Source organism: Streptomyces sp. NPDC002884 (assembly GCF_040295245.1).
GTDB lineage: Bacteria > Actinomycetota > Actinomycetes > Streptomycetales > Streptomycetaceae > Streptomyces.
In genome coordinates this window covers 459,970-480,381 of record NZ_JBEOVB010000001.1, presented here as the reverse complement: position 1 = coordinate 480,381, position 20,412 = coordinate 459,970, and the positions used below count along the sequence as shown (strand labels likewise).

At 70.1% G+C, this 20,412-nt stretch carries 20 protein-coding genes; 11 read left to right on the top strand and 9 right to left on the bottom strand.

The window, feature by feature from the left end; all coding sequences use genetic code 11:
- Positions 1 to 43: 43 nt before the first annotated feature.
- The 3 genes from ABT070_RS02135 to ABT070_RS02125 all read right to left on the bottom strand — a co-directional run bounded on the left by ABT070_RS02135 (position 44) and on the right by ABT070_RS02125 (position 3,276).
- Positions 44 to 1,045, bottom strand: coding sequence for a ketoacyl-ACP synthase III (locus ABT070_RS02135; protein WP_351753352.1), 1,002 nt, complete (start codon positions 1,043 to 1,045; stop codon positions 44 to 46).
- 9 nt (positions 1,046 to 1,054) lie between these two features.
- Positions 1,055 to 1,981 carry an ACP S-malonyltransferase gene (locus tag ABT070_RS02130; RefSeq protein ID WP_351753350.1) on the bottom strand — a complete coding sequence of 309 codons (927 nt, stop codon included), beginning with the start codon at positions 1,979 to 1,981 and terminating at the stop codon, positions 1,055 to 1,057.
- Positions 1,982 to 2,070: 89 nt separating this feature from the next.
- Complete coding sequence (locus tag ABT070_RS02125; protein ID WP_351753347.1) at positions 2,071 to 3,276, bottom strand: PucR family transcriptional regulator; 1,206 nt, start codon at positions 3,274 to 3,276, stop codon at positions 2,071 to 2,073.
- A gap of 116 nt (positions 3,277 to 3,392) precedes the next feature.
- On the opposite strand from ABT070_RS02125, the gene ABT070_RS02120 reads away from it, so the two are divergent.
- Positions 3,393 to 4,055: a pirin family protein gene (locus tag ABT070_RS02120; RefSeq protein WP_351754407.1), complete on the top strand. Its 663-nt coding sequence runs from the start codon at positions 3,393 to 3,395 to the stop codon at positions 4,053 to 4,055.
- 105 nt (positions 4,056 to 4,160) lie between these two features.
- On the opposite strand, the gene ABT070_RS02115 is transcribed toward ABT070_RS02120, so the two are convergent.
- A complete protein-coding gene (locus tag ABT070_RS02115) occupies positions 4,161 to 4,982 on the bottom strand; it encodes a serine hydrolase domain-containing protein (protein ID WP_351753344.1) in 822 nt (273 codons plus the stop codon).
- A 161-nt stretch (positions 4,983 to 5,143) separates the two neighbouring features.
- Here ABT070_RS02115 and ABT070_RS02110 point away from each other — a divergent pair, with 161 nt between their 5' ends.
- Both ABT070_RS02110 and ABT070_RS02105 read left to right on the top strand, forming a co-directional pair.
- Positions 5,144 to 5,638: a MerR family transcriptional regulator gene (locus ABT070_RS02110; RefSeq protein WP_351753341.1), complete on the top strand. Its 495-nt coding sequence runs from the start codon at positions 5,144 to 5,146 to the stop codon at positions 5,636 to 5,638.
- Positions 5,635 to 6,651, top strand: coding sequence for an aldo/keto reductase (locus ABT070_RS02105; RefSeq protein WP_351753338.1), 1,017 nt, complete (start codon positions 5,635 to 5,637; stop codon positions 6,649 to 6,651). The genes ABT070_RS02110 and ABT070_RS02105 overlap by 4 nt, the downstream gene beginning before the upstream one ends.
- Before the next feature lie 21 nt (positions 6,652 to 6,672).
- On the opposite strand, the gene ABT070_RS02100 is transcribed toward ABT070_RS02105, so the two are convergent.
- From ABT070_RS02100 to ABT070_RS02090, 3 genes are all read right to left on the bottom strand, one after another.
- On the bottom strand, positions 6,673 to 7,548 hold the full coding sequence (locus tag ABT070_RS02100; protein ID WP_351754404.1) for a DUF4429 domain-containing protein: 876 nt from the start codon (positions 7,546 to 7,548) through the stop codon (positions 6,673 to 6,675).
- 58 nt (positions 7,549 to 7,606) lie between these two features.
- Positions 7,607 to 8,824, bottom strand: a complete 1,218-nt coding sequence (locus tag ABT070_RS02095; RefSeq protein ID WP_351753335.1) for an alpha/beta hydrolase — start codon at positions 8,822 to 8,824, stop codon at positions 7,607 to 7,609.
- 141 nt (positions 8,825 to 8,965) lie between these two features.
- A complete protein-coding gene (locus ABT070_RS02090) occupies positions 8,966 to 9,592 on the bottom strand; it encodes a TetR family transcriptional regulator (RefSeq protein WP_351753332.1) in 627 nt (208 codons plus the stop codon).
- A 67-nt stretch (positions 9,593 to 9,659) separates the two neighbouring features.
- Between ABT070_RS02090 and ABT070_RS02085 the strand changes: the two genes are divergently transcribed.
- Positions 9,660 to 11,279 (top strand): MFS transporter, encoded by a 1,620-nt coding sequence (locus ABT070_RS02085; RefSeq protein WP_351753329.1) that lies wholly within the window; start codon positions 9,660 to 9,662, stop codon positions 11,277 to 11,279.
- Positions 11,280 to 11,509: 230 nt separating this feature from the next.
- Entirely contained in the window at positions 11,510 to 11,815 is a 306-nt protein-coding gene (locus tag ABT070_RS02080) for a small hydrophobic protein (protein WP_351753326.1), read from the top strand.
- A 54-nt stretch (positions 11,816 to 11,869) separates the two neighbouring features.
- Here the strand turns inward: ABT070_RS02080 and ABT070_RS02075 are convergent, their stop codons facing one another.
- On the bottom strand, positions 11,870 to 12,652 hold the full coding sequence (locus ABT070_RS02075; RefSeq protein WP_351753324.1) for a potassium channel family protein: 783 nt from the start codon (positions 12,650 to 12,652) through the stop codon (positions 11,870 to 11,872).
- Positions 12,653 to 12,763: 111 nt separating this feature from the next.
- The gene (gene aceE / locus ABT070_RS02070) at positions 12,764 to 15,511 is read right to left on the bottom strand and encodes a pyruvate dehydrogenase (acetyl-transferring), homodimeric type (protein WP_351753321.1); all 2,748 of its coding nucleotides are present in this window, start codon (positions 15,509 to 15,511) and stop codon (positions 12,764 to 12,766) included.
- A 405-nt stretch (positions 15,512 to 15,916) separates the two neighbouring features.
- Here aceE and ABT070_RS02065 point away from each other — a divergent pair, with 405 nt between their 5' ends.
- The 6 genes from ABT070_RS02065 (at position 15,917) to ABT070_RS02040 (ending at position 20,403) form a co-directional block, all read left to right on the top strand.
- Positions 15,917 to 16,354, top strand: coding sequence for a DUF3052 domain-containing protein (locus tag ABT070_RS02065; RefSeq protein WP_020126915.1), 438 nt, complete (start codon positions 15,917 to 15,919; stop codon positions 16,352 to 16,354).
- Positions 16,355 to 16,498: 144 nt separating this feature from the next.
- The gene (locus tag ABT070_RS02060; protein WP_351753319.1) at positions 16,499 to 16,957 is read left to right on the top strand and encodes a peroxiredoxin; all 459 of its coding nucleotides are present in this window, start codon (positions 16,499 to 16,501) and stop codon (positions 16,955 to 16,957) included.
- Positions 16,958 to 17,069: 112 nt separating this feature from the next.
- Positions 17,070 to 17,645, top strand: coding sequence for a calcium homeostasis/redox stress adaptation protein (locus tag ABT070_RS02055; RefSeq protein ID WP_020126913.1), 576 nt, complete (start codon positions 17,070 to 17,072; stop codon positions 17,643 to 17,645).
- A gap of 120 nt (positions 17,646 to 17,765) precedes the next feature.
- Positions 17,766 to 18,341 carry a TerD family protein gene (locus ABT070_RS02050; protein ID WP_020126912.1) on the top strand — a complete coding sequence of 192 codons (576 nt, stop codon included), beginning with the start codon at positions 17,766 to 17,768 and terminating at the stop codon, positions 18,339 to 18,341.
- A gap of 75 nt (positions 18,342 to 18,416) precedes the next feature.
- Complete coding sequence (locus ABT070_RS02045) at positions 18,417 to 19,565, top strand: DUF475 domain-containing protein (RefSeq protein WP_351753314.1); 1,149 nt, start codon at positions 18,417 to 18,419, stop codon at positions 19,563 to 19,565.
- 100 nt (positions 19,566 to 19,665) lie between these two features.
- Positions 19,666 to 20,403 carry a TerD family protein gene (locus tag ABT070_RS02040; protein ID WP_351753311.1) on the top strand — a complete coding sequence of 246 codons (738 nt, stop codon included), beginning with the start codon at positions 19,666 to 19,668 and terminating at the stop codon, positions 20,401 to 20,403.
- Positions 20,404 to 20,412: the final 9 nt, after the last annotated feature.

Below are 20,412 nucleotides of genomic sequence, written 5' to 3'. Positions count from 1 at the left end.
GGGGTGTCTCCCGCACCGGACCGGATGATCCGGCACGGAGTGCCTAGGGGAGGGTAACGACAGTGGCGGCGTAGACGAGACCCGCCCCGAATCCGATGACGAGCGCGGTGTCGCCGCTCTTCGCCTCGCCGGTCGCCAGAAGCCGCTCCATGGCGAGCGGGATCGAGGCGGCCGAGGTGTTGCCGGTGGTGCGTACGTCACGGGCGACCATGACGGACTCCGGCAGCTTGAGAGTCTTCACCATCGAGTCGATGATCCGCTCGTTGGCCTGGTGCGGGATGAAGACGTCGAGTTCTTCGGCGGTGATGCCGGCGGCGTCCAGCGCCTCCTTGGCGACCTTCGCCATCTCGAAGACGGCCCAGCGGAAGACCGCCTGGCCCTCCTGCGTGATCGCGGGGAACTTGGCGACCTCGCCGTCGCGGTAGTCCGTCCACGGCACGGTCTGCTTGATGGTCTCCGACTTGTCGCCCTCGGAGCCCCAGACCGTCGGGCCGATCGCCGGCTCCTTGGAAGGGCCGACCACGACCGCGCCCGCGCCGTCGCCGAACAGGAAGGCCGTCGCGCGGTCCTCCAGGTCGGTCAGGTCGGACAGCCGCTCGACGCCGATCACGAGCACGTACTCGGCGGAACCTTCCACCACCATGCCCTTGGCGAGGGTCAGGCCGTAGCCGAAGCCCGCGCAGCCGGCCGAGATGTCGAAGGCGGCGGCCTTGTTCGTGCCGAGCTTGTCGGCGATCTCGGTGGCGACGGCCGGCGTCTGCTTGAAGTGCGAGACGGTCGACACGACCACCGCGCCGATCTGCTGGGCGGTGATCCCGGCGTCGGCGATGGCCTTGCCGGACGCCTCGACCGACATGGCGGCGACGGTCTCCTCGTCGTTCGCCCAGTGCCGGGTCTCGATGCCGGAGCGCGAGCGGATCCACTCGTCGGACGAGTCGATCGTCTCGAGGATCACCTCGTTGGGGACGACCCGGACGGGCCGGTAGCCGCCGACTCCGAGGATGCGTGCGTACGGGGAGCCCTTGCTGGGCTTGATCTTCGCCATCAGGGCTCCTCAGGCGACGCCGTGCTCGGCGATGAGCTCGCGAGCGGCGTCGAGGTCGTCGGGGGTCTTCAGCGCCAGCGTCTTCACACCGGGCAGGGCGCGCTTGGCGAGGCCGACCAGCGTGCCGCCGGGGGAGACCTCGATCAGCGCGGTCGCGCCGAGCTCCTTGAAGGTCTCCATGCACAGGTCCCAGCGGACCGGGTTGGCGACCTGGCCGACCAGCCGCTCGAGGATCTCGGCGCCGGTGGCGACGGACTGCCCGTCCCGGTTGGAGACGTAACGGATCTTCGGGTCGGCCGGCGTGAGCTCCACGGCGGCCTTGGCGAGGGTCTCGACCGCGGGGGCCATGTGGCGCGTGTGGAAAGCGCCCGCGACCTTCAGCGGGACGACCTTGCGGACGCCCTCGGGCTTGTCCTCGTTCAGCGCGGCGAGCTGCTCCAGCGTGCCCGCCGCGACGATCTGGCCCGCGCCGTTGATGTTCGCCGGGGTGAGCCCCAGCTTCTCCAGGTGCGCGACGGAGACCTCGGGGTCGCCGCCGAGCAGCGCGGACATCCCGGTCTCGGTGATCGCGGCGGCGTCCGCCATGGCCAGGCCGCGCTTGCGTACGAGGGTCAGCGCGGCGGTGTCGTCGAGGACTCCGGCGAAGGTGGCGGCGGTGATCTCGCCGACGCTGTGGCCGGCGACGGCGCCGGGCGCGACGGCGGAGATGTCGCCGAGCGCCGCGGCGGACAGGATTCCGGCGGCCACCAGCAGCGGCTGGGCCACCGAGGTGTCACGGATCTCGTCCGCGTCGGCGTGGGTGCCGTAGTGGGCGAGGTCCAGGCCGATGGCGTCCGACCACGCGGCGACGCGGGCGGCGGCACCGGGGAGTTCGAGCCAGGGGGTCAGGAAGCCGGGCGTCTGGGCGCCCTGGCCGGGAGCGACGAGTACGAGCACTCTCACACTCTCTCTTGTGGACGGCCAAAGCCGCCCGTGGGGACAGGGACGAAGAACGGCAGGGGGTTTTGTGGAGCCCCGACAAAAGCCTAGGTCTGGGGATCGCCGTCGACCAGGCGCCCCAGGATCAGCGCGATCCGGAGCGTGAACGCGGAGCGTACATCCGAGGGTGACCAACCGGTGACGTCAGTCACACGTCGAAGCCGGTAGCGCACGGTGTTCGGATGAACGAAGAGCATCCGTGCGGCCCCTTCGAGGCTGGACGCCTGTTCGAGATAGACGGCGAGCGTCTCCAGCAGCGCGGACCCGGCCTCTTCGAGCGGTCTGTAGATCTCCTCCACCAACTGCTCACGCGCACCGGGATCACCGGCGATCGCGCGCTCCGGCAGCAGATCGTCCGCCAGCACCGGCCGGGGGGCGTCCTGCCAGGCAGAACCGGCCTTGAGCCCGGCCGCGGCGGCCTGTGCGGACCGGGTCGCGGCGAGCAGGTCGGGTACGACGGGCCCGGCCACCACGGATCCCGCGGCGAACGGCCCGATCAGCGACCTGGCGACGGCGAGCGGGTTGTCGCTGCCACCGGCGATCACTACCAGCCGGGAGCCGAGCACCCCGGTGAGGACCTGGAGCTTGGCGTGTCGCGCGGCCCGCCGGATCGCCTCGACGGTCAGCTCGGAGTCACCGTCGGGCGCGGTCCCGAGGACCACACACACATGCTCGGGCGCGTTCCACCCCAGGGCGGCGGCCCGGCTCACCGCCCCCTCGTCGGCCTCACCGCTCAGCACGGCGTTCACGACGAGCGACTCCAGCCGGGCGTCCCAGGCGCCGCGTGCCTCGGCGGCCTGGGCGTAGACCTGGGCGGTGGCGAAGGCGATCTCCCGGGCGTACACGAGGAGCGCCTCGCGCAGCACGTTCTCGTCGCCGGGGGCCGCGACCTCGTCGATCGCGGACTCCATGACCTCGATGGTGGTGCGCACCATCTCGACGGTCTGCCGCAGCGTGATGGCCCGGGTCAGTTCACGCGGCGCGGTCCCGAACACATCCGTGGAGATGGCCTGCGGGGCGTCGGGATGCCGGAACCACTCGGTGAAGGCGGCGATGCCCGCCTGGGCGACCAGCCCGATCCAGGAACGGTTCTCCGGGGGCATCGCCCGGTACCACGACAGTGTCTCGTCCATCCGCGCGATGGCCTGGACGGCGAGACTTCCGGAGGACTTCTCCAGCCGCTTCAGCGTCGCGGGGTGGGGGTGGACGGCGTGCGCCGCGGGATCGGGGTGACTGGTTTCGGGTTCGGGCACGGGACAAGACTGCCTTATCGGGACGGGGGCGTGCGCCGCCGGGTCGCGGGTGGGAGCGGCGCGCGGTCGTCCCACGGTCGTCGCCCGGGCGGCGGCGGGTCTACCGTGGACGCGTGATGGACGTACGGCGCGCCGACGAGCGCTACCGAGGCGGGGACCCGGCCGCCGGGATCGACACCCGGCACGCTTTCTCCTTCGGCTCCCACTACGACCCCGGCAACCTCCGCTTCGGCCCGCTGATCGCCTGCAACGAGGAGCGCCTCGCGCCCGGCGCCGGCTTCGACGAACACCCCCACAGCCACACCGAGATCGTGACCTGGGTCGTCGAGGGCGAGCTCACCCACCGTGACTCGGCCGGCCACGAGAGCGTGGTCCGGCCCGGGGACGTGCAGCGGCTCAGCTCCGCGGGCGGCGTACGGCACGTGGAGCGCAACGACGCCGACGTGCCCCTGGCCTTCGTCCAGATGTGGCTGGCCCCCTTCGAACCCGGCGGCGACCCGTCCTACGAGACGGTCCGCGGCATCGCCGACTCCACCCCGTACGCCGTCCCCGAGGCGGGCGCGATGCTGCACGTACGGCGGCTGGGCGCGGGGGAGCGGACGGCGGTGCCGGACGCGCCGCACGTCTACGTCCATGTCGTACGCGGCGAAGTCCTGCTGGACGGCGAGCGGTTGGGCCGGGGCGACGCGGCCCGCATCACGGACGCGAAGGACCTGGAGGCGGAAGGGGTGACGGGCGCCGAACTGCTGGCCTGGATCTTCAGCCCGTCCGGCGTCTGAGGGCGAGGCCGTTCAGGCCGACAGCGGGCGTCCGTCGCCGGCGGGGATCCGCCGACAGGGGGGATCCGCCGGGCGCGGCGGCCCCGGGGCCGGGGGCGGGAGCCCTCAGCCCCGCAGCTCGGCCAGCACCGCGTCCGTGAACGCGGGCCACGCCTCGACCGCCCACGGCCCGAACGCCCGGTCGGTGAGGGCGACCCCGGCGACGCCCGCCGCCGGATCGACCCACAGGAACGTACCGGACTGACCGAAGTGCCCGAAGGTGCGCGGCGAGGAGGAACTCCCCGTCCAGTGCGGCGACTTGGAGTCGCGGATCTCGAAGCCGAGCCCCCAGTCGTTGGGGTTCTGGTGCCCGTACCCCGGCAGCACGCCCTTCGTCCCCGGGTACTGCACGGTCATCGCCGCCGCCACCGTCCGCGGATCCAGCAGCCGGGGCGCCTGCACCTCCGCCGCGAACCGCAGCAGGTCCTCGACCGTGGAGACGCCGTCCTTCGCTGGGGAGCCCTCCAGGGAGGTGCCGGTCATCCCCAGCGGCTCCAGCACCGCCTGCCGCAGATACTCCGCGAACGGGATCTCCGTCGCCTTCGCCAGATGGTCGCCGAGCTGCTCGAACCCGGCGTTGGAGTACAGCCGCCGCTCGCCGGGAGGCGCCGTCACCCGGTGCTCGTCGAAGGCCAGCCCGGAGGTGTGCGCGAGGAGGTGGCGGACCGTGGCCCCGGGCGGCCCGGCCGGTTCGTCCAGCTCGATCGCCCCCTCCTCGTACGCGACGAGGGCGGCGTACGCGGCGAGCGGCTTGGTGACCGAGGCCAGCGGGAAACGCCGGCCGGCCGGGCCGTGGGTCCCCAGGACCGTACCGTCGGCCCGTACGACACCCGCCGAGGCGGAGGGAACCGGCCAGTTCTCGATCGACGCGAGGCTCTTGAGCGACATGCCGTCGACCCTACTGAAGACGGACCCGGTGATCCCCCGCGGGTCGCCGGCCCGGCCGGCCCGTGTCCCGCACGCTCACCAGCGTGATCTGGCCGCGTCCCCCGGTTTTCTTACCGTTTCCGCTTGCTTGGAGCGCACTCCAAGGCCATAGCGTGGAGGCCATGACGGTGTTGCAGACCACGCCCGTGACCATCGAACAAACCCCGAACCCCCCGGACGTCTGCTCCGCGCCACCCCCGCGGCACCCCCGTCCGGACGGACAGGACAGCTACACGATCAGCGAGGTCGTCGCCTTCACCGGCCTCACCGCCCACACCCTGCGCTGGTACGAGCGGATCGGGCTGATGTCCCACATCGACCGCTCGCACACCGGACAGCGCCGCTACAGCAACCGTGACCTGGACTGGCTCGACCTCGTCGGGAAGCTGCGGCTCACCGGCATGCCGGTCGCCGACATGGTGCGGTACGCCGAGCTGGTGCGGGAGGGCGAGAACACGTTCCGCGAGCGGTACGAGCTGCTGGAGGCGACCCGGCGGGACGTCCGGGCCCGGATCGCCGAACTCCAGGACACCCTCGCCGTGCTCGACCGGAAGATCACGTTCTACGCGGACGCCACCGGTGTCCAGTACCACGAAGCGGAAGGGACCGCCCGATGACCGACCACAGGATCCCGACGGCACGACTCGGCGGGCAGGGCCCCGAGACCGGCGTCCAGGGTCTCGGCTGCATGGGCATGAGCTTCGCCTACGGCCCCACCGACGCGAAGGAGTCCCGGGCCACCCTGGAACGCGCCCTGGAGCTGGGCGTCACGATGTACGACACGGCCGACGCGTACGGCGCGGGCGAGAACGAGAGGTTCCTCTCCCCGTTCTTCAAGGCCCACCGCGACGAGGTCGTGATCGCGACCAAGTTCGCCCTGGCGGTCCCGCCGGACGACCCGACCCGGCGGATCATCCGCAACGACGCGCCCTACATCCGCCAGTCCGTCGAGGCGAGCCTGAAGCGGCTGGACGTCGACGTCATCGACCTCTACTACATGCACCGGCGCGATGTGAACGTGCCGATCGAGGACACCGTCGGCGTGATGGCCGAACTGGTGCGCGAGGGCAAGGTCGAGCAGCTGGGCCTGAGCGAGGTGACGGCCGCCGAACTGCGCGCGGCCCAGGAGGTCCACCCCATCGCCGCGGTGCAGTCGGAGTGGTCGCTGTTCAGCCGTGACATCGAGGCCCAGGTGGTCCCGGCGGCCCGCGAACTGGGCGTGACCCTGGTCGCGTACTCCCCGCTCGGCCGGGGCTTCCTCACCGGCTCCTTCGCCGACGCCGACCAGGACCTCACCGCCGACGACTTCCGCCGTCGGCAGCCCCGCTTCACCGGCGACAACGCCGTCGCCAACGGGGCACTCCTGGAACCGATCCGGGCGGTCGCCGAGGCCCACGGGGCGACGCCCGGCCAGATCGCCCTGGCCTGGGTCCAGCGGCAGTCCCAGGTCCACGGCCTGTCGGTGGTCCCGATCCCGGGCACCCGCAGGCCCACCCGGGTCGAGGAGAACGCGGCGGCGACGACCATCGAACTGACGCCCGACGACCTGGCGTTGCTGGAGTCCATCGCCGGCAAGGTGGCGGGCGACCGCTACCCGGACATGAGGTTCACCTCCGCCGGCCGCGAGTGAGCTCCGGGGCCGGGACGAGGGCTAGAGCTCGGCCAGCAGTTCGGCCTTCTTCGCGGAGAACTCCTCGTCGGTGACCAGCCCGGCCAGGTGCAGCTCCCCGAGGTGGCGGATCCGCTCGGCGATGTCGGCGGGGTCCCGGCGCGGCGCGACCACGGTCGCTGCCGGGACGGCCGCCGCCTGGACCGCCGCCGCGGATCCGCGGCCGCGGACCGCAGCGAGGACCGCCGCCGCGAACGGCAGTGACTCGTGCACCGGCCCGTACCCCAGCCCGAAGACGACGGCCGCCGGATCCTGGTCGGCCTGGGCCGGAGCGGCCTCGCCGCGCAGCAGCCGCAGATGGCCCTCGAACACCTCGGGCGAGCGCCACTCGACCCCGCTCAGCGTGGACACGGCGAAACTCTGGTCGCCGGCCTTCCACTTCGCGGACGAGGCTCCCGTCCAGAACCACCGGAACCGCACGGTGCGCCCGTCGAACGAGGCCTTGCCGTCGTACGCCTTGAACGACAGCGGCGCCTCGGGCGCGTCCACCAGGAACCGTTCCGCCGGCCCGGAGTCGGTCAACCGCGACCGCAGCTCGTCGGCGTAGTACTCGGCGAGCGTCTCCCGTTCGGCGGGCAGCACCAGCCGGTAGGGGTCGCACCCTTCCTTGAGCTGTCCCGCGGCCGCCTCCATCAGCGGATCGGCTCCCGGCCTCGGCTCCGCCTGGAGCACGACCGTCCCACGCTTGCCGGCGGTCAGCGTCACCCGGCCGATGGCCGCCAGTGGAATCCGGCGTTCGCCCAGTGCCGACAGCAGCTTGGGCGTGCGCAGCCCCCGCTCGTAGCGGATGAGGACGGAGTCGGAATCGAACTCCCAGGCGGCATGAATTCCGGCCAGTACGTCACCCATGCGGCTCATCGTATGCGGGACACCCATTCTTCGTCCCCTCCCCGCGCGCCCCGCAATTCCTGCGTCTCTACGCGCGTCCGGCCTCTGTCGTATCGGACAAACCCACTGTGCAGGCGGCATCATCGTGGGCGCACTCCACCAAGTGGTACGCGCCAGTGCCGATCTCGGCGAAGTTGCGCAGGCTGTCCGTACCCGGTTCGAAGTAGCCGCCGTGGCCCTTGGCCTCCCGCGCCGACAGCACCCGCGCGCCGAACTCCCGCGCCATCGGATCCTCGCCGTGCCCGAGGCCGCCGACCTCCAGGTGCGGCACGTCCTGCACCCAGTCGTCGGCGTCCCGCATCGCCCACACCCGGGCTTCGGTGTCCAGCTGGGCCGCGTTCTCCACCCGCATCCCGGGGCTGCCGGCCACCGCGATGTCGGCCACCCGGTCCGGCATCGCGTGCGCGGCGACCCCGCACACCACCGAGCCGTAGCTGTGGCAGAACATCGAGACGGGCGCACTGCCCGGCAGAGCCGTCAGCAGGGCGTTCAGCCGGACGGCGCCGCTCTCGGCGCGCATCGCGGTGGCCGAGTCGATGCCGAGGCCGTCGGGGGAGGTGTAGTCGGCCCAGGCGATCACGGCCGTACGCGTCGAGGGACTCGCCTCGCGCTCGGCCGACCAGAGGGCCTGGGCCATGCCGACCGGCGCCGAGTACTTGCGGTTCGTGCGCTGGAAGGTGAGCAGATCGGTGTCGACGCCGGGGACGACGACGGAGATCCGCTCGGCCTCGTCCAGGCTGCCGAACACCTCGGCGACCCGGCCGGAGCCCTCCGGGTCGAAGGCGAGGATCTGCCGGTCGGCGGTGCTCATCGACTCGTAGCGGTGCATGCGCCGGCCGGCCAGCTGCTGCCCCGAGGGCGTGAGCCGCTTGTCGTGCATGCGGGTGCGCTCGAGCCGGATCTGCTGGAGCAGCGCCACCCGGTTGGCGCGGTAGCGCAGCTCGGTGGGGGCGCCGTTCATGTTGCCCACCGCGAGCGGATAGTCGTGCGCGAGCACGGTCCGCTGCGGGGCGGTCAGCGAGGCGAAGAAGCGGGTGAGCCGGGCGGGGGCGGAGTCGGGGTCCGGCAACCGGTGCCCGGCCAGCCGGCCGTGCTCCCACTCCGAGCGCGAGGTCTGCAGGGCGGTGGTCTCCCGCTGGTGGCGCAGGGCCGTCCAGCCGGTGGTCGCCAGCATCACGAACACCACGGCCAGGGCGGCCAGTGCGCGCCAGACGTTGAGTTGCGGGGAGGTGTCGAAGGAAGTCACTGAAAGGACACACTAGGAGAACGAGAGGGTCTCGGGTGACGCAAGTGACGGGGATCACGTTTCAGCGGGCGTGGCATGGGTCATAAACGTCTTTACGCCTCTATGTCCGTCAGGTGTTCCCGTACGTCGGGCGTCCCTTCCTCAGGCCTCGCGCCAGTCTCCCAGCAGGGCGGGACCCACCCCGTCGAGATAGAGGGACGTCAGCGCGCGGATCCCGTCCAGGCTGAAGTCCGCGCCCGTGGTCCACTGCCGTTCCGTCACCCGCATCACCCCGCTGAACACGGCCACCGCGAGCCGTGGCCGCGGATCGGCGTCCACGTCGAGCCCCTCGCGCTCGGCGATCACCCGCGCGAGGACCTCCTCCACCTCCACCGAGCGCCGCAGATGCGCGGCGAGCAGCACCGGCGTCGACTCGATCACCCGGTACATGCGCAGATACAGCTCCACGGGTACGACGGACTCGACGACCTCGTTGATCGAGTGCCAGCCGTCCAGCACCGCCTGGCGCAGCGCCTCCATCGGCGGCTCGTGCGGCGGGCGTTCGCGCACCGCCTCGACGAACCGCTCCACCGTCATCTCCACCAGGGCGAGCGCGGCCTCGTCCTTGCCCGCGAAGTAGCGGAAGAAGGTGCGCTGCGAGACGTCGACGGCGGCGGCGATCTCGTCGACCGTGGTCCGCTCGTATCCCTGCGAGGTGAACAGTTCCACCGCGGCGCGCAGCAGCGCGTCCCGGGTGCGCTGCTTCTTGCGCTCACGCAGAGTTTCCATGATGTGTCAGTTACCGACTTATGAACTCGTTTGTCAATTGTCAGCGGCTGTCACTAACCTCGAACGCATGACCAGTCAGACCACCATCGACGCGACGGGACCGGGCGGCAAGGCACCGGCGGACCCGTCGGACGGCCGGCCCGCCAAGGGGCTGCGCGGCCACCCGTGGTTCACCCTCATCACCGTCGCCGTCGGCGTCATGATGGTGGCCCTCGACGGCACCATCGTGGCCATCGCCAACCCGGCCATCGCCAGCGACCTGGGCGCCACCTTCGCCGAGGTCCAGTGGATCACCAACGCCTACTTCCTCGCCCTCGCGGTCTCCCTGATCACCGCGGGCAAGCTCGGTGACCGCTTCGGCCACCGCCAGACGTTCCTGATAGGCGTCGTCGGCTTCGCCGCCGCCTCCGGCGCGATCGGCCTGTCCGGCAGCATCGGCGCGGTCGTCGCCTTCCGGGCGCTCCAGGGCCTGTTCGGCGCCCTGCTGATGCCGGCCGCCCTCGGACTGCTGCGCGCGACCTTCCCGGCCGAGAAGCTCAACATGGCCATCGGCCTGTGGGGCATGGTCATCGGCGCGTCCACCGCCGGCGGCCCGATCCTCGGCGGTGTGCTCGTCGAGCACGTCAACTGGCAGTCGGTCTTCTTCATCAACGTGCCGGTCGGCGCCCTCGCCCTGGTCCTCGGCGTGGTGATCCTGCTCGACCACCGCGCCGAGAACGCCCCGCGCTCCTTCGACCTGCTCGGCATCGCCTTCCTCTCCGGCGCGATGTTCTGCCTGGTCTGGGCCCTGATCAAGGCGCCGACCTGGGGCTGGGCCGACGGCCTGACCTGGGCGTTCCTGGTCGGCTCCGCGGTGCTCTTCGCGGCCTTCGCCTTCTGGGAGACCAAGGTCAAGGAACCGCTCATCCCGCTGGCGCTGTTCCGCTCGGTCCCGCTGTCGGCGGGTGTGGTCCTCATGGTGCTCATGGCGATCGCCTTCATGGGCGGCCTGTTCTTCGTGACGTTCTACCTCCAGAACGTGCACGGCATGAGCCCGATCGACGCGGGCCTGCACCTGCTCCCGCTGACCGGCATGATGATCGTCGGCTCCCCGCTCGCGGGCGCGGCGATCACCAAGCTGGGCCCGCGGATCCCGCTGGCGGGCGGCATGGCAGCCACCGCGATCGCCATGTACGGCATGTCCACGCTGGAGACGGACACCGGCAGCGGTCTCATGTCGATCTGGTTCGCCCTGCTGGGCTTCGGCCTCGCCCCGGTCATGGTCGGCGCGACGGAGGTCATCGTCGGCAACGCCCCCATGGAGCTGTCCGGCGTCGCGGGCGGACTCCAGCAGGCGGCCATGCAGATCGGCGGCAGCCTCGGTACGGCCGTGCTGGGTGCCGTGATGGCTTCCAAGGTCGACGGCGACCTGCCCGGCAACTGGACGGGCGCGGGCCTGCCCGAGCTCACCCCCGCCCAGCTGGACCAGGCCTCCGAGGCGGTTCAGGTCGGCGTCGCGCCGGTGGCGAAGGGCACCCCCGAAGCGATCGCCGCGAAGATCACGGAAGTCGCCCACGACACGTTCATCTCCGGGATGAGCCTCGCCTCCCTGGTCGCCGCCGGGGTGGCGGTCGTCGCCGTGTTCGTCGCGCTGCTGACCAAGCGGGGCGAGAACGCGGAGGCGGGCGCGGGCGTGGGTCACATCTGACGGAACTTCAACAAGTTTCCCCTATCAGGGTGACAACGCTAAAGGTTCCTCGCCTCCGGGGCGCGCCACAGGTCACAGTGGGTCAAGCCCTCCGGATGGGAGGGCGGCCAGGGCCGCGGCGCGCTGCCGGAGGGGGACAGCGCGCCGACTGCCCGGCAACTGCGGGGAATGTTCCGCGTGTCGCGGGTACCCGAAGAACAACACATCCCCGGAATCCAGGGAGTTGTTCGATGGCCGGCTTCGGAAACGGCACGCGCAGGTACCCCCGCTCACGTGGCCGCATGGGGTCACGGACCGGGCCGGACAGCGCGACGCTAGGCATCGTCGGCCTCGTCTGCGCGGTCGCCGGATTCTTCGCGCTGGGAATCGTCCTCGGCCCGGCGGCGATCGTCTGCGGCTGGCTGGCCATGGGCCGCAGCTGGGCGGGTCCCCGTCCCGTGCCGGCCCTGGTCGCCGTCGCCCTCGGCGCGATCGACACCCTGCTGGCGATCGTCTGGCTGGCAGGAGCGGCAGGAACGGGCAACGGGCTGCTGTAGAGCGCCCGTCGGCGCCTCGCTCGCCCGTCGGCGTCTCGCTTCCGGCCCACCGGGCTACCGGGACGGGTGGTGGGTGGGCACGGGCGCGGGTCCGGGGGGCAGCGCCCCCCGGGGCCCGTCCCGCAGCGCCGCCACTTCCGCCCGCAGGGCCCGTACCTCCTGCGTCAGGGCCAGGATCGCCTCGGTCTGAGCGCGCTCCTCGACGTCGTCCTTGTCGAACCGGGCGATGAACCACGCGGCGATGTTCGCGGTCACGACACCGAGCAGCGCGATCCCGGAGAGCATCAGCCCGACGGCGATGATCCGCCCCAGTCCGGTGGTCGGCGCGTGGTCCCCGTACCCCACGGTCGTCATCGTCGTGAACGACCACCACAGCGCGTCACCCAGCGTGCGGATGTTCCCGTCCGGCGACTCCCGTTCGACCGACAGCACGGCGAGCGATCCGAACATCAGCAGCCCGACGACCGCCCCCACGACATACGTCGTCATCCGGATCTGCGAGGCCATCCGCGCCCGCCGCCCCACCAGCAGCAGCGTCGAGACCAGCCGCAGCAGCTTGAGCTGCTGTGCCAGCGGCAGCACCACCGCGCACAGGTCCAGCCAGTGCGTCCGCACGAACCGCCGCCGGTCGGACGTCAGCGCCAGCCGGACCACGTAGTCCGCGGCGAACGCCCCCCACACCACCCACTCCACCGCGGTGCAGGCGGTGGTCAGCGCGTGGTCGGCCGAGGTGTCCACGATCGGCACGGCGTAGGCGACGGCGAACACCACGGCGAGGGCCAGCAACGGCCGCTGCGTCCAGAGCTCCCACCGGCTCTGCGCCGATTGTTCTTGCATGCCCGCATCGTATGAAAACGAGGGGCCGGTGAGCCCCGTCAGGGGCGCGGGGACTGGGCGACAAGCCCCCCCCGCGCCCCGCCGACACTCACCGGCCTCCCGGCGGCGCGACTACGCGTCGCCGCCCGCCGCGCCCGGGTCCGCCGCCGACACGTCCAGCAGCTGGTACCGGTCGATGGCCTGCTTCAGCAGCGACCGGTCGACCTTGCCCTCCTTCGCCAGCTCCGTGAGCACCCCCACGACGATCGACTGGGCGTCGATGTGGAAGAAGCGGCGGGCCGCTCCCCGGGTGTCCGCGAAGCCGAAGCCGTCCGCGCCCAGCGACTGGTAGCTGCCGGGCACCCAGCGCGCGATCTGGTCCGGTACCGACCGCATCCAGTCCGAGACGGCCACGAACGGCCCCTCGGCCCCGGCCAGCTTCCGCGTCACGTACGGCACCCGCTGCTCCTCCTCCGGGTGCAGCAGGTTGTGCCGCTCGACCTCGACGGCCTCGCGCCGCAGCTCGTTCCAGGAGGTCGCGGACCAGACGTCCGCCTTGACGTTCCACTCCTCGGCGAGGATCTTCTGCGCCTCGACCGCCCAGGGGACGGCCACACCGGACGCGAGGATCTGTGCCGGGATCGACCCCGAGGTGCCCGCGCTGAAGCGGTGGACGCCCTTGAGGATGCCCTCGACGTCCACGTCGTCCGGCTCGGCCGGGTGCTGGATCGGCTCGTTGTAGACGGTCAGGTAGTAGAAGACGTCCTCGCCGTGCGGGTGCTCGTCGGAACCGCCGTACATCCTGCGCAGACCGTCCCGCACGATGTGCGCGATCTCGAAACCGAACGCCGGGTCGTAGGCGACACAGCCCGGGTTCGTGGAGGCGAGCAGCTGCGAGTGGCCGTCCGCGTGCTGGAGTCCCTCACCGGTCAGGGTCGTACGGCCGGCGGTCGCGCCCAGTACGAAACCGCGCGCCAGCTGGTCCGACATCTGCCAGAACTGGTCGCCGGTCCGCTGGAAACCGAACATCGAGTAGAAGACGTAGACCGGGATCAGCGGCTCGCCGTGGGTGGCGTACGCCGAGCCCGCCGCGATCAGGGACGCCGTGCAGCCGGCCTCCGAGATGCCGTCGTGCAGCATCTGCCCGGTCGGCGACTCCTTGTAGGCGAGCAGCAGATCGCGGTCCACCGCCTCGTACTGCTGGCCGAGCGGGTTGTAGATCTTCGCACTCGGGAAGAAGGAGTCCATGCCGAACGTGCGGTACTCGTCCGGCGCGATCAGTACGAAGCGCTTGCCGAGCTCCTTGTCCCGCATGAGGTCCTTGAGGAGCCGCACAAAGGCCATGGTCGTCGCGATGGACTGCTGGCCCGAGCCCTTCTTCACACTCGCGTACGTCTTATCGTCCGGCAGCGCGAGAGGCTTCGAGCGCACGACCCGGGTCGGGACATAGCCGCCGAGACCCTTGCGGCGGTCGTGCATGTACTGGATCTCCTCCGAGTTCCGCCCGGGGTGGAAGTACGGCGGGAGGCCGCTCTCCAGCTCCTTGTCGGAGATCGGCAGGTGCAGCCGGTCGCGGAAGCCCTTGAGGTCGGAGACCGTCAGCTTCTTCATCTGGTGGGTGGCGTTGCGGCCCTCGAAGTTCGGCCCCAGCGTCCAGCCCTTGACCGTCTTGGCGAGGATGACCGTCGGCTGGCCGGTGTGCTCCACGGCCGCCTTGAACGCCGCGTAGATCTTCCGGTGGTCGTGACCGCCGCGGCCCAGGTGCAGGATCTGGTCGTCGGTCATGCCCTCGACCATGGCGCGCAGCCGCTGGTCGTCGCCGAAGAAGTGGTCGCGGATGTAGGAGCCCGACTCGGTGGCGTAGGTCTGGTACTGGCCGTCCGGCGTCGTGTTCATCCGGTTGACGAGGGTGCCGTCGCGGTCCTGCGCGAGCAGCGGGTCCCAGGAGCGGTCCCAGATCAGCTTGATCACGTTCCAGCCGGCGCCGCGGAAGACCGACTCCAGCTCCTGGATGACCTTGCCGTTGCCGCGCACCGGGCCGTCGAGGCGCTGGAGGTTGCAGTTGACGACGAAGGTCAGGTTGTCCAGGCCCTCACGTGCGGCGATGGTCAGCTGGCCGAGCGACTCCGGCTCGTCCATCTCGCCGTCGCCGAGGAACGCCCACACATGCGACTTCGACGTGTCGGCGATGTCGCGCGCGTGCATGTAGCGGTTCATCCGCGCCTGGTAGATCGCGCCGATCGGGCCGAGGCCCATCGACACGGTCGGGAACTCCCAGAAGTCCGGCATCAGACGCGGGTGCGGGTACGAGGACAGCCCGTGCGGCGCCTTCGACTTCTCCTGGCGGAACGCGTCCATGTTCTGTTCGCTCAGCCGGTCGAGCAGGAACGCGCGCGCGTAGATGCCCGGGGAGGCGTGGCCCTGGAAGAAGACCTGGTCGCCGCCGTCGCCCTCGTCCTTGCCGCGGAAGAAGTGGTTGAAGCCGACGTCGTAGAGGGACGCGGAGGAGGCGAAGGTGGCGATGTGGCCGCCGACCCCGATGCCCGGCCGCTGGGCCCTGGACACCATCACGGCCGCGTTCCAGCGGGTCGCGTTGAGGATCCGGCGCTCGATCTCCTCGTTCCCCGGGAAGAAGGGCTCGGCCCTGGTGGGGATGGTGTTGACGTAGTCCGTGCTGCGCATCTCGGGCACGGCCACGCGCTTCTCGCGGGCCCGTTCGATCAGCCGGAGCATCAGGTAGCGGGCCCGCTCCCGGCCGCGCTCGTCGATCGCGGCGTCGAGGGAGTCGAGCCACTCCTGGGTTTCCTCGGGGTCGAAGTCAGGAACCTGACTCGGAAGGCCGCCAATGATGATCGGGTTGCGATCGGATCCGGAAGCCACGCTGTTCCTTACCTGTCAGAGGGCTGTGTGGGACGGTGTTTCTCGTTCGCGCCTCGCGGGCGCCTCGCGGGGGTGTCTCGCCGACTCTCCCGTGCCTGCACCGCCCCCATCGTGTACCTAGGGGCCGCAAACGTCATCTCTACCCCGAGGTAACCGGCACTCGTTCGAATCTCGTACCCTTGGATGGTTCTCAAATACGCAAACAGGGCAGATAGGTGTGGTGTACGTCACCATCCGTCCGAATCGCGTGCCTGGAGTTGCGTCGACACGGCCAGGATCGTCACCGTTTCGGCGGTCCGAACCGCCGGGTACTTGCGCGATCCGTCCCGCCCGTGTGGACTACGGCCAATGCCTCGCGCCCGCGCGTGGCTGAGTTATTCCCGAATCATGATCAGGAGGCAACCCGTGAGCGCGACCGCGGACCACGCGGAGGAGCGGACCAGCCCTGCCGTCAGGCTGGGTTTCCAGCCCGAGCAGGTGGTCCAGGAGATCGGCTACGACGATGACGTCGACCAGGAGCTCCGCGAGTCCATTGAGGAAGTCATCGGCAGCGATCTGGTGGACGAGGACTACGACGACGTCGCCGACGCCGTGGTGCTCTGGTTCCGCGACGATGACGGAGACCTGACGGATGCGCTGGTGGACGCCACCACGTACATCGAAGAAGGCGGGTCGATCCTCCTCCTGACGCCGAAGACCGGCCGTACGGGATACGTGGAGCCGAGCGACATCTCCGAAGCCTCGACGACTGCGGGTCTGTCGGCCAGCAAGAGCGTCAGCGTGGGCAAGGACTGGAGTGGCAGCCGGCTGGTGACGCCCAAGGCCGCGAAGTCCAAGAAGTGACGTCCAGGGAGTGACGTCCGAAGAAGTGATGTGAAGTGACGCCGGACGGGCCGGGCTCTCGTGCTCAGCCCGTCCGGCGGCCTTCGGCGCTCGCTGCGTAGGGTGGACTCACCCAGACAGCCCCACCGAAGGGACATCCACGCGATGGCGATCCAGGTCGGCGACAAGGCCCCCGACTTCGAGCTCAAGGACAACCACGGTCGCACCGTGCGGCTCTCCGACTTCCGGGGCAGCAAGAACGTCGTCCTGCTCTTCTACCCCTTCGCCTTCACCGGCGTCTGCACCGGTGAGCTGTGCGAGGTGCGCGACAACCTGCCGAAGTTCGCCGACCGCGACACCCAGGTGCTCGCCGTCTCCAACGACTCCATCCACACCCTGCGCGTCTTCGCCGAGCAGGAGGGCCTGGAGTACCCGCTGCTGAGCGACTTCTGGCCGCACGGCGAGGTCAGCCGCGCCTACGGCGTCTTCGCCGAGGACAAGGGCTGCGCGGTGCGCGGCACCTTCGTCATCGACCAGGAGGGCCTGGTGCGCTGGACCGTCGTCAACGCGCTGCCGGACGCCCGCGACCTCGGTGAGTACGTCGCCGCGCTCGACACCCTGTGATTCTTCCGCTCCAGGGCCTGCGTGGGGCGGGAACCCGTTACTAGGATCGACTCGTTGATCCGATATCCGACGCACCAGGGGCTCCCCGCCCCAGGACACCAATGGAGGACTTGTGGGAGTCAGCCTCAGCAAGGGCGGCAACGTATCGCTGACCAAGGAGGCCCCGGGCCTGACCGCGGTCATCGTCGGTCTGGGGTGGGACGTCCGCACCACGACCGGCACCGACTTCGACCTGGACGCCAGCGCGCTGCTGCTGGACAGCTCCGGCAAGGTCGGCAGCGACGCCAACTTCGTCTTCTTCAACAACCTCAAGAGCCCCGACGGCTCGGTCGAGCACACCGGTGACAACACCACCGGTGAGGGCGAGGGCGACGACGAGGCGATCAAGGTCAACCTCGCCGGGGTCCCGGCCGACATCGAGAAGATCGTCTTCCCGGTGTCGATCTACGACGCGGAGAACCGGCAGCAGTCCTTCGGCCAGGTCCGCAACGCGTTCATCCGCGTCGTGAACCAGGCCGGCGGCGCCGAGATCGCCCGCTACGACCTGAGCGAGGACGCGTCGACCGAGACCGCGATGGTCTTCGGCGAGCTGTACCGGCACGGCGCGGAGTGGAAGTTCCGGGCCATCGGCCAGGGCTACGCGTCGGGTCTGCGCGGTATCGCGCAGGACTTCGGCGTCAACGTCTGAGTCACCCGCAGGGTCCGAAGGTCCGACCGTCCGGCGCCGCACCGTTTACGGGCGGCGCCGGACGTGCAGGACAACCGAAGAGGAAGCACCTGAGCACCACCTAGGGGAGGACCAGCAATCATGGGCGTCACGCTCGCCAAGGGAGGCAATGTCTCCCTCTCCAAGGCCGCGCCGAACCTCACTCAGGTGATGATCGGACTCGGCTGGGACGCACGCTCCACCACCGGGGCCCCCTTCGACCTCGACGCCAGCGCGCTGCTGTGCAACAGCGGCCGGGTGATGGGGGACGAGTGGTTCGTCTTCTACAACCAGCTCAAGAGCCCGGACGGCTCGGTGGAGCACACCGGCGACAACCTCACCGGTGAGGGCGAAGGCGACGACGAGTCGTTGCTGGTGGACCTCTCCAAGGTGCCACCCCAGTGCGACAAGATCGTCTTCCCGGTCTCCATCCACATGGCCGACGAGCGGGGCCAGACCTTCGGTCAGGTCTCCAACGCGTTCATCCGCGTCGTCAACCAGGCCGACGGCCAGGAGCTCGCCCGCTACGACCTGAGCGAGGACGCCAGCACGGAGACCGCGATGATCTTCGGCGAGCTCTATCGCTACCAGGGCGAATGGAAGTTCCGGGCCGTGGGGCAGGGGTACGCGTCGGGACTGCGGGGCATCGCTCTAGACTTCGGAGTCAACGTTTCGTAAAAAGCCGAGTACGGCGCGGGGGAAACCCTCCCCGAGCTTCGCTTGGGGGGACCCCCAGACACGATTGGGTAGCCAGTGCTTCTGAAAACCTTCGGCTGGTCGTTCGCGGTCACCGCGCTCGGCCTGGTCGCAGCGGTCTTCTACGGGGGGTGGGAGGCCCTCGGCATCGTGGCGATCCTCTGCGTCCTCGAGATCTCGCTGTCGTTCGACAACGCGGTGGTCAACGCCGGAATCCTGAAGAAGATGAGTGCCTTCTGGCAGAAGATCTTCCTCACGATCGGTGTGCTGATCGCCGTCTTCGGCATGCGGCTGGTCTTTCCCGTCGTCATCGTCGCCATCAGTGCCAAGATCGGTCCGATCGACGCGGTCGACCTCGCGCTCAACGACAAGGACCAGTACCAGCAGCTGGTCACCGACGCCCACCCGTCGATCGCCGCCTTCGGTGGCATGTTCCTGCTGATGATCTTCCTGGACTTCATCTTCGAGGACCGGGACATCCAGTGGCTGCGCTGGATCGAGCGCCCGCTCGCCAAGCTCGGCAAGGTCGACATGCTGTCGGTCTGCATCGCGCTGATCGTCCTGCTGATCACCGCCTTCACCTTCGCGACCCACGCCCACCAGCACGGCGGCGCCCACGTCGACAAGGCGCAGACGGTCCTGATCTCCGGCATCGCCGGTCTGATCACGTACATGGTCGTCGGCGGTCTCTCCGGCTACTTCGAGGACAAGCTCGAGGAAGAGGAAGAGCGCGAACACGAGGAGGAGGAAGAGGCCGCGCGCAGCGGGAAGCAGCGCCCGGCGGTCGTCCTGGCCGGTCAGGCCGCGTTCTTCATGTTCCTCTACCTCGAGGTCCTCGACGCGTCCTTCTCCTTCGACGGGGTGATCGGCGCCTTCGCCATCACCAACGACATCGTCCTGATGGCCCTCGGCCTCGGTGTCGGCGCCATGTACGTCCGGTCGCTCACCGTGTACCTGGTCCGGCAGGGGACCCTCGACGACTACGTCTACCTGGAGCACGGCGCGCACTACGCGATCGGCGCGCTGGCCGTGATCCTCATGGTCACCATCCAGTACCAGATCAACGAGGTCATCACCGGTCTCGTCGGCGTGGTCCTGATCGCCTGGTCCTTCTGGTCCTCCGTCCGCCGCAACCGCGCATTGGCGGCGGCCGAGGGAAAAGCCCAGGGCTCGGACGAGAAGACTGAGGTCTCGTCCGGGGTGTGATCACCTGGGGAGCGAGGAACGCTCTGAGCGGGGCGGCCGGTGAGGACGAGTCCTCCACCGGCCGCCCCGCCGGTTTTCATCAGTGGACGTGGGGGCGGGAATGGGCATCTTCGACGGGCTCCTGGGCAGCCGGGCGGCGGACTTCGACTCGGGCAACGCGGCCACCAACGCGATAGAGCTCACCAAGCGGCATCATCAGGTCTCGCTGACCAAGCAGGGCGCCGCGACCGGCAACCTGCGCGTCAACCTGACCTGGCGGATGCGGACGTCCGACATCGGCGGACCGCAGCGGGAGAGCCTGCTGCGGCACCCCTTCAAGGCGCTGCGGCCGCCGGAGGTCATCGGACACAGCCAGAGCATGGTGAACGTCGACCTCGACCTCGGCTGCCTGTACGAGCTGGCCGACGGCACGAAGGGGGTCGTACAGCCGCTGGGCGGCCTGCTGGGCGACGTGAACGCGGCACCCTACGTGAAGCTGAGCGGGGACGACAGGTTCGGATCGGCGTCCGGCGAGACGATGTACGTCAACCTCGACCACCGGGAGCAGATCAAACGGCTGCTCGTCTTCGTCTACATCTACGACCAGACGCCGGCCTTCGACCGCACGCACGCGATCGTCACGCTCTACCCGAGCAACGGACCGCGGATCGAGATAGGCCTCGACGAGCGGCATCCGCAGGCCCGGTCCTGCGCGGTGGTGATGATCGAGAACGTGAAGAACGAGCTCATGGTGCGGCGCGAGGTGCGGTTCGTGTACGGGTTCCAGGCGGAGCTGGACCGTCTGTACGGCTGGGGCCTGTCCTGGGGCCGGGGCTACAAGACCAAGGCCGAGAAGTAGCGCCCGGGC

Bases quoted from the DNA above. Each gene is read 5' to 3' on its own strand.
- ABT070_RS02135 (WP_351753352.1), bottom strand. From the start codon at position 1,045: ATGGCGAAGATCAAGCCCAGCAAGGGCTCCCCGTACGCACGCATCCTC.
- ABT070_RS02120 (WP_351754407.1), top strand. From the start codon at position 3,393: ATGGACGTACGGCGCGCCGACGAGCGCTACCGAGGCGGGGACCCGGCC.
- ABT070_RS02115 (WP_351753344.1), bottom strand. From the start codon at position 4,982: ATGTCGCTCAAGAGCCTCGCGTCGATCGAGAACTGGCCGGTTCCCTCC.
- ABT070_RS02110 (WP_351753341.1), top strand. From the start codon at position 5,144: ATGACGGTGTTGCAGACCACGCCCGTGACCATCGAACAAACCCCGAAC.
- ABT070_RS02105 (WP_351753338.1), top strand. From the start codon at position 5,635: ATGACCGACCACAGGATCCCGACGGCACGACTCGGCGGGCAGGGCCCC.
- ABT070_RS02100 (WP_351754404.1), bottom strand. From the start codon at position 7,548: ATGAGCCGCATGGGTGACGTACTGGCCGGAATTCATGCCGCCTGGGAG.
- ABT070_RS02090 (WP_351753332.1), bottom strand. From the start codon at position 9,592: ATGGAAACTCTGCGTGAGCGCAAGAAGCAGCGCACCCGGGACGCGCTG.
- ABT070_RS02085 (WP_351753329.1), top strand. From the start codon at position 9,660: ATGACCAGTCAGACCACCATCGACGCGACGGGACCGGGCGGCAAGGCA.
- ABT070_RS02080 (WP_351753326.1), top strand. From the start codon at position 11,510: ATGGCCGGCTTCGGAAACGGCACGCGCAGGTACCCCCGCTCACGTGGC.
- ABT070_RS02075 (WP_351753324.1), bottom strand. From the start codon at position 12,652: ATGCAAGAACAATCGGCGCAGAGCCGGTGGGAGCTCTGGACGCAGCGG.
- ABT070_RS02060 (WP_351753319.1), top strand. From the start codon at position 16,499: ATGGCGATCCAGGTCGGCGACAAGGCCCCCGACTTCGAGCTCAAGGAC.
- ABT070_RS02050 (WP_020126912.1), top strand. From the start codon at position 17,766: ATGGGCGTCACGCTCGCCAAGGGAGGCAATGTCTCCCTCTCCAAGGCC.
- ABT070_RS02040 (WP_351753311.1), top strand. From the start codon at position 19,666: ATGGGCATCTTCGACGGGCTCCTGGGCAGCCGGGCGGCGGACTTCGAC.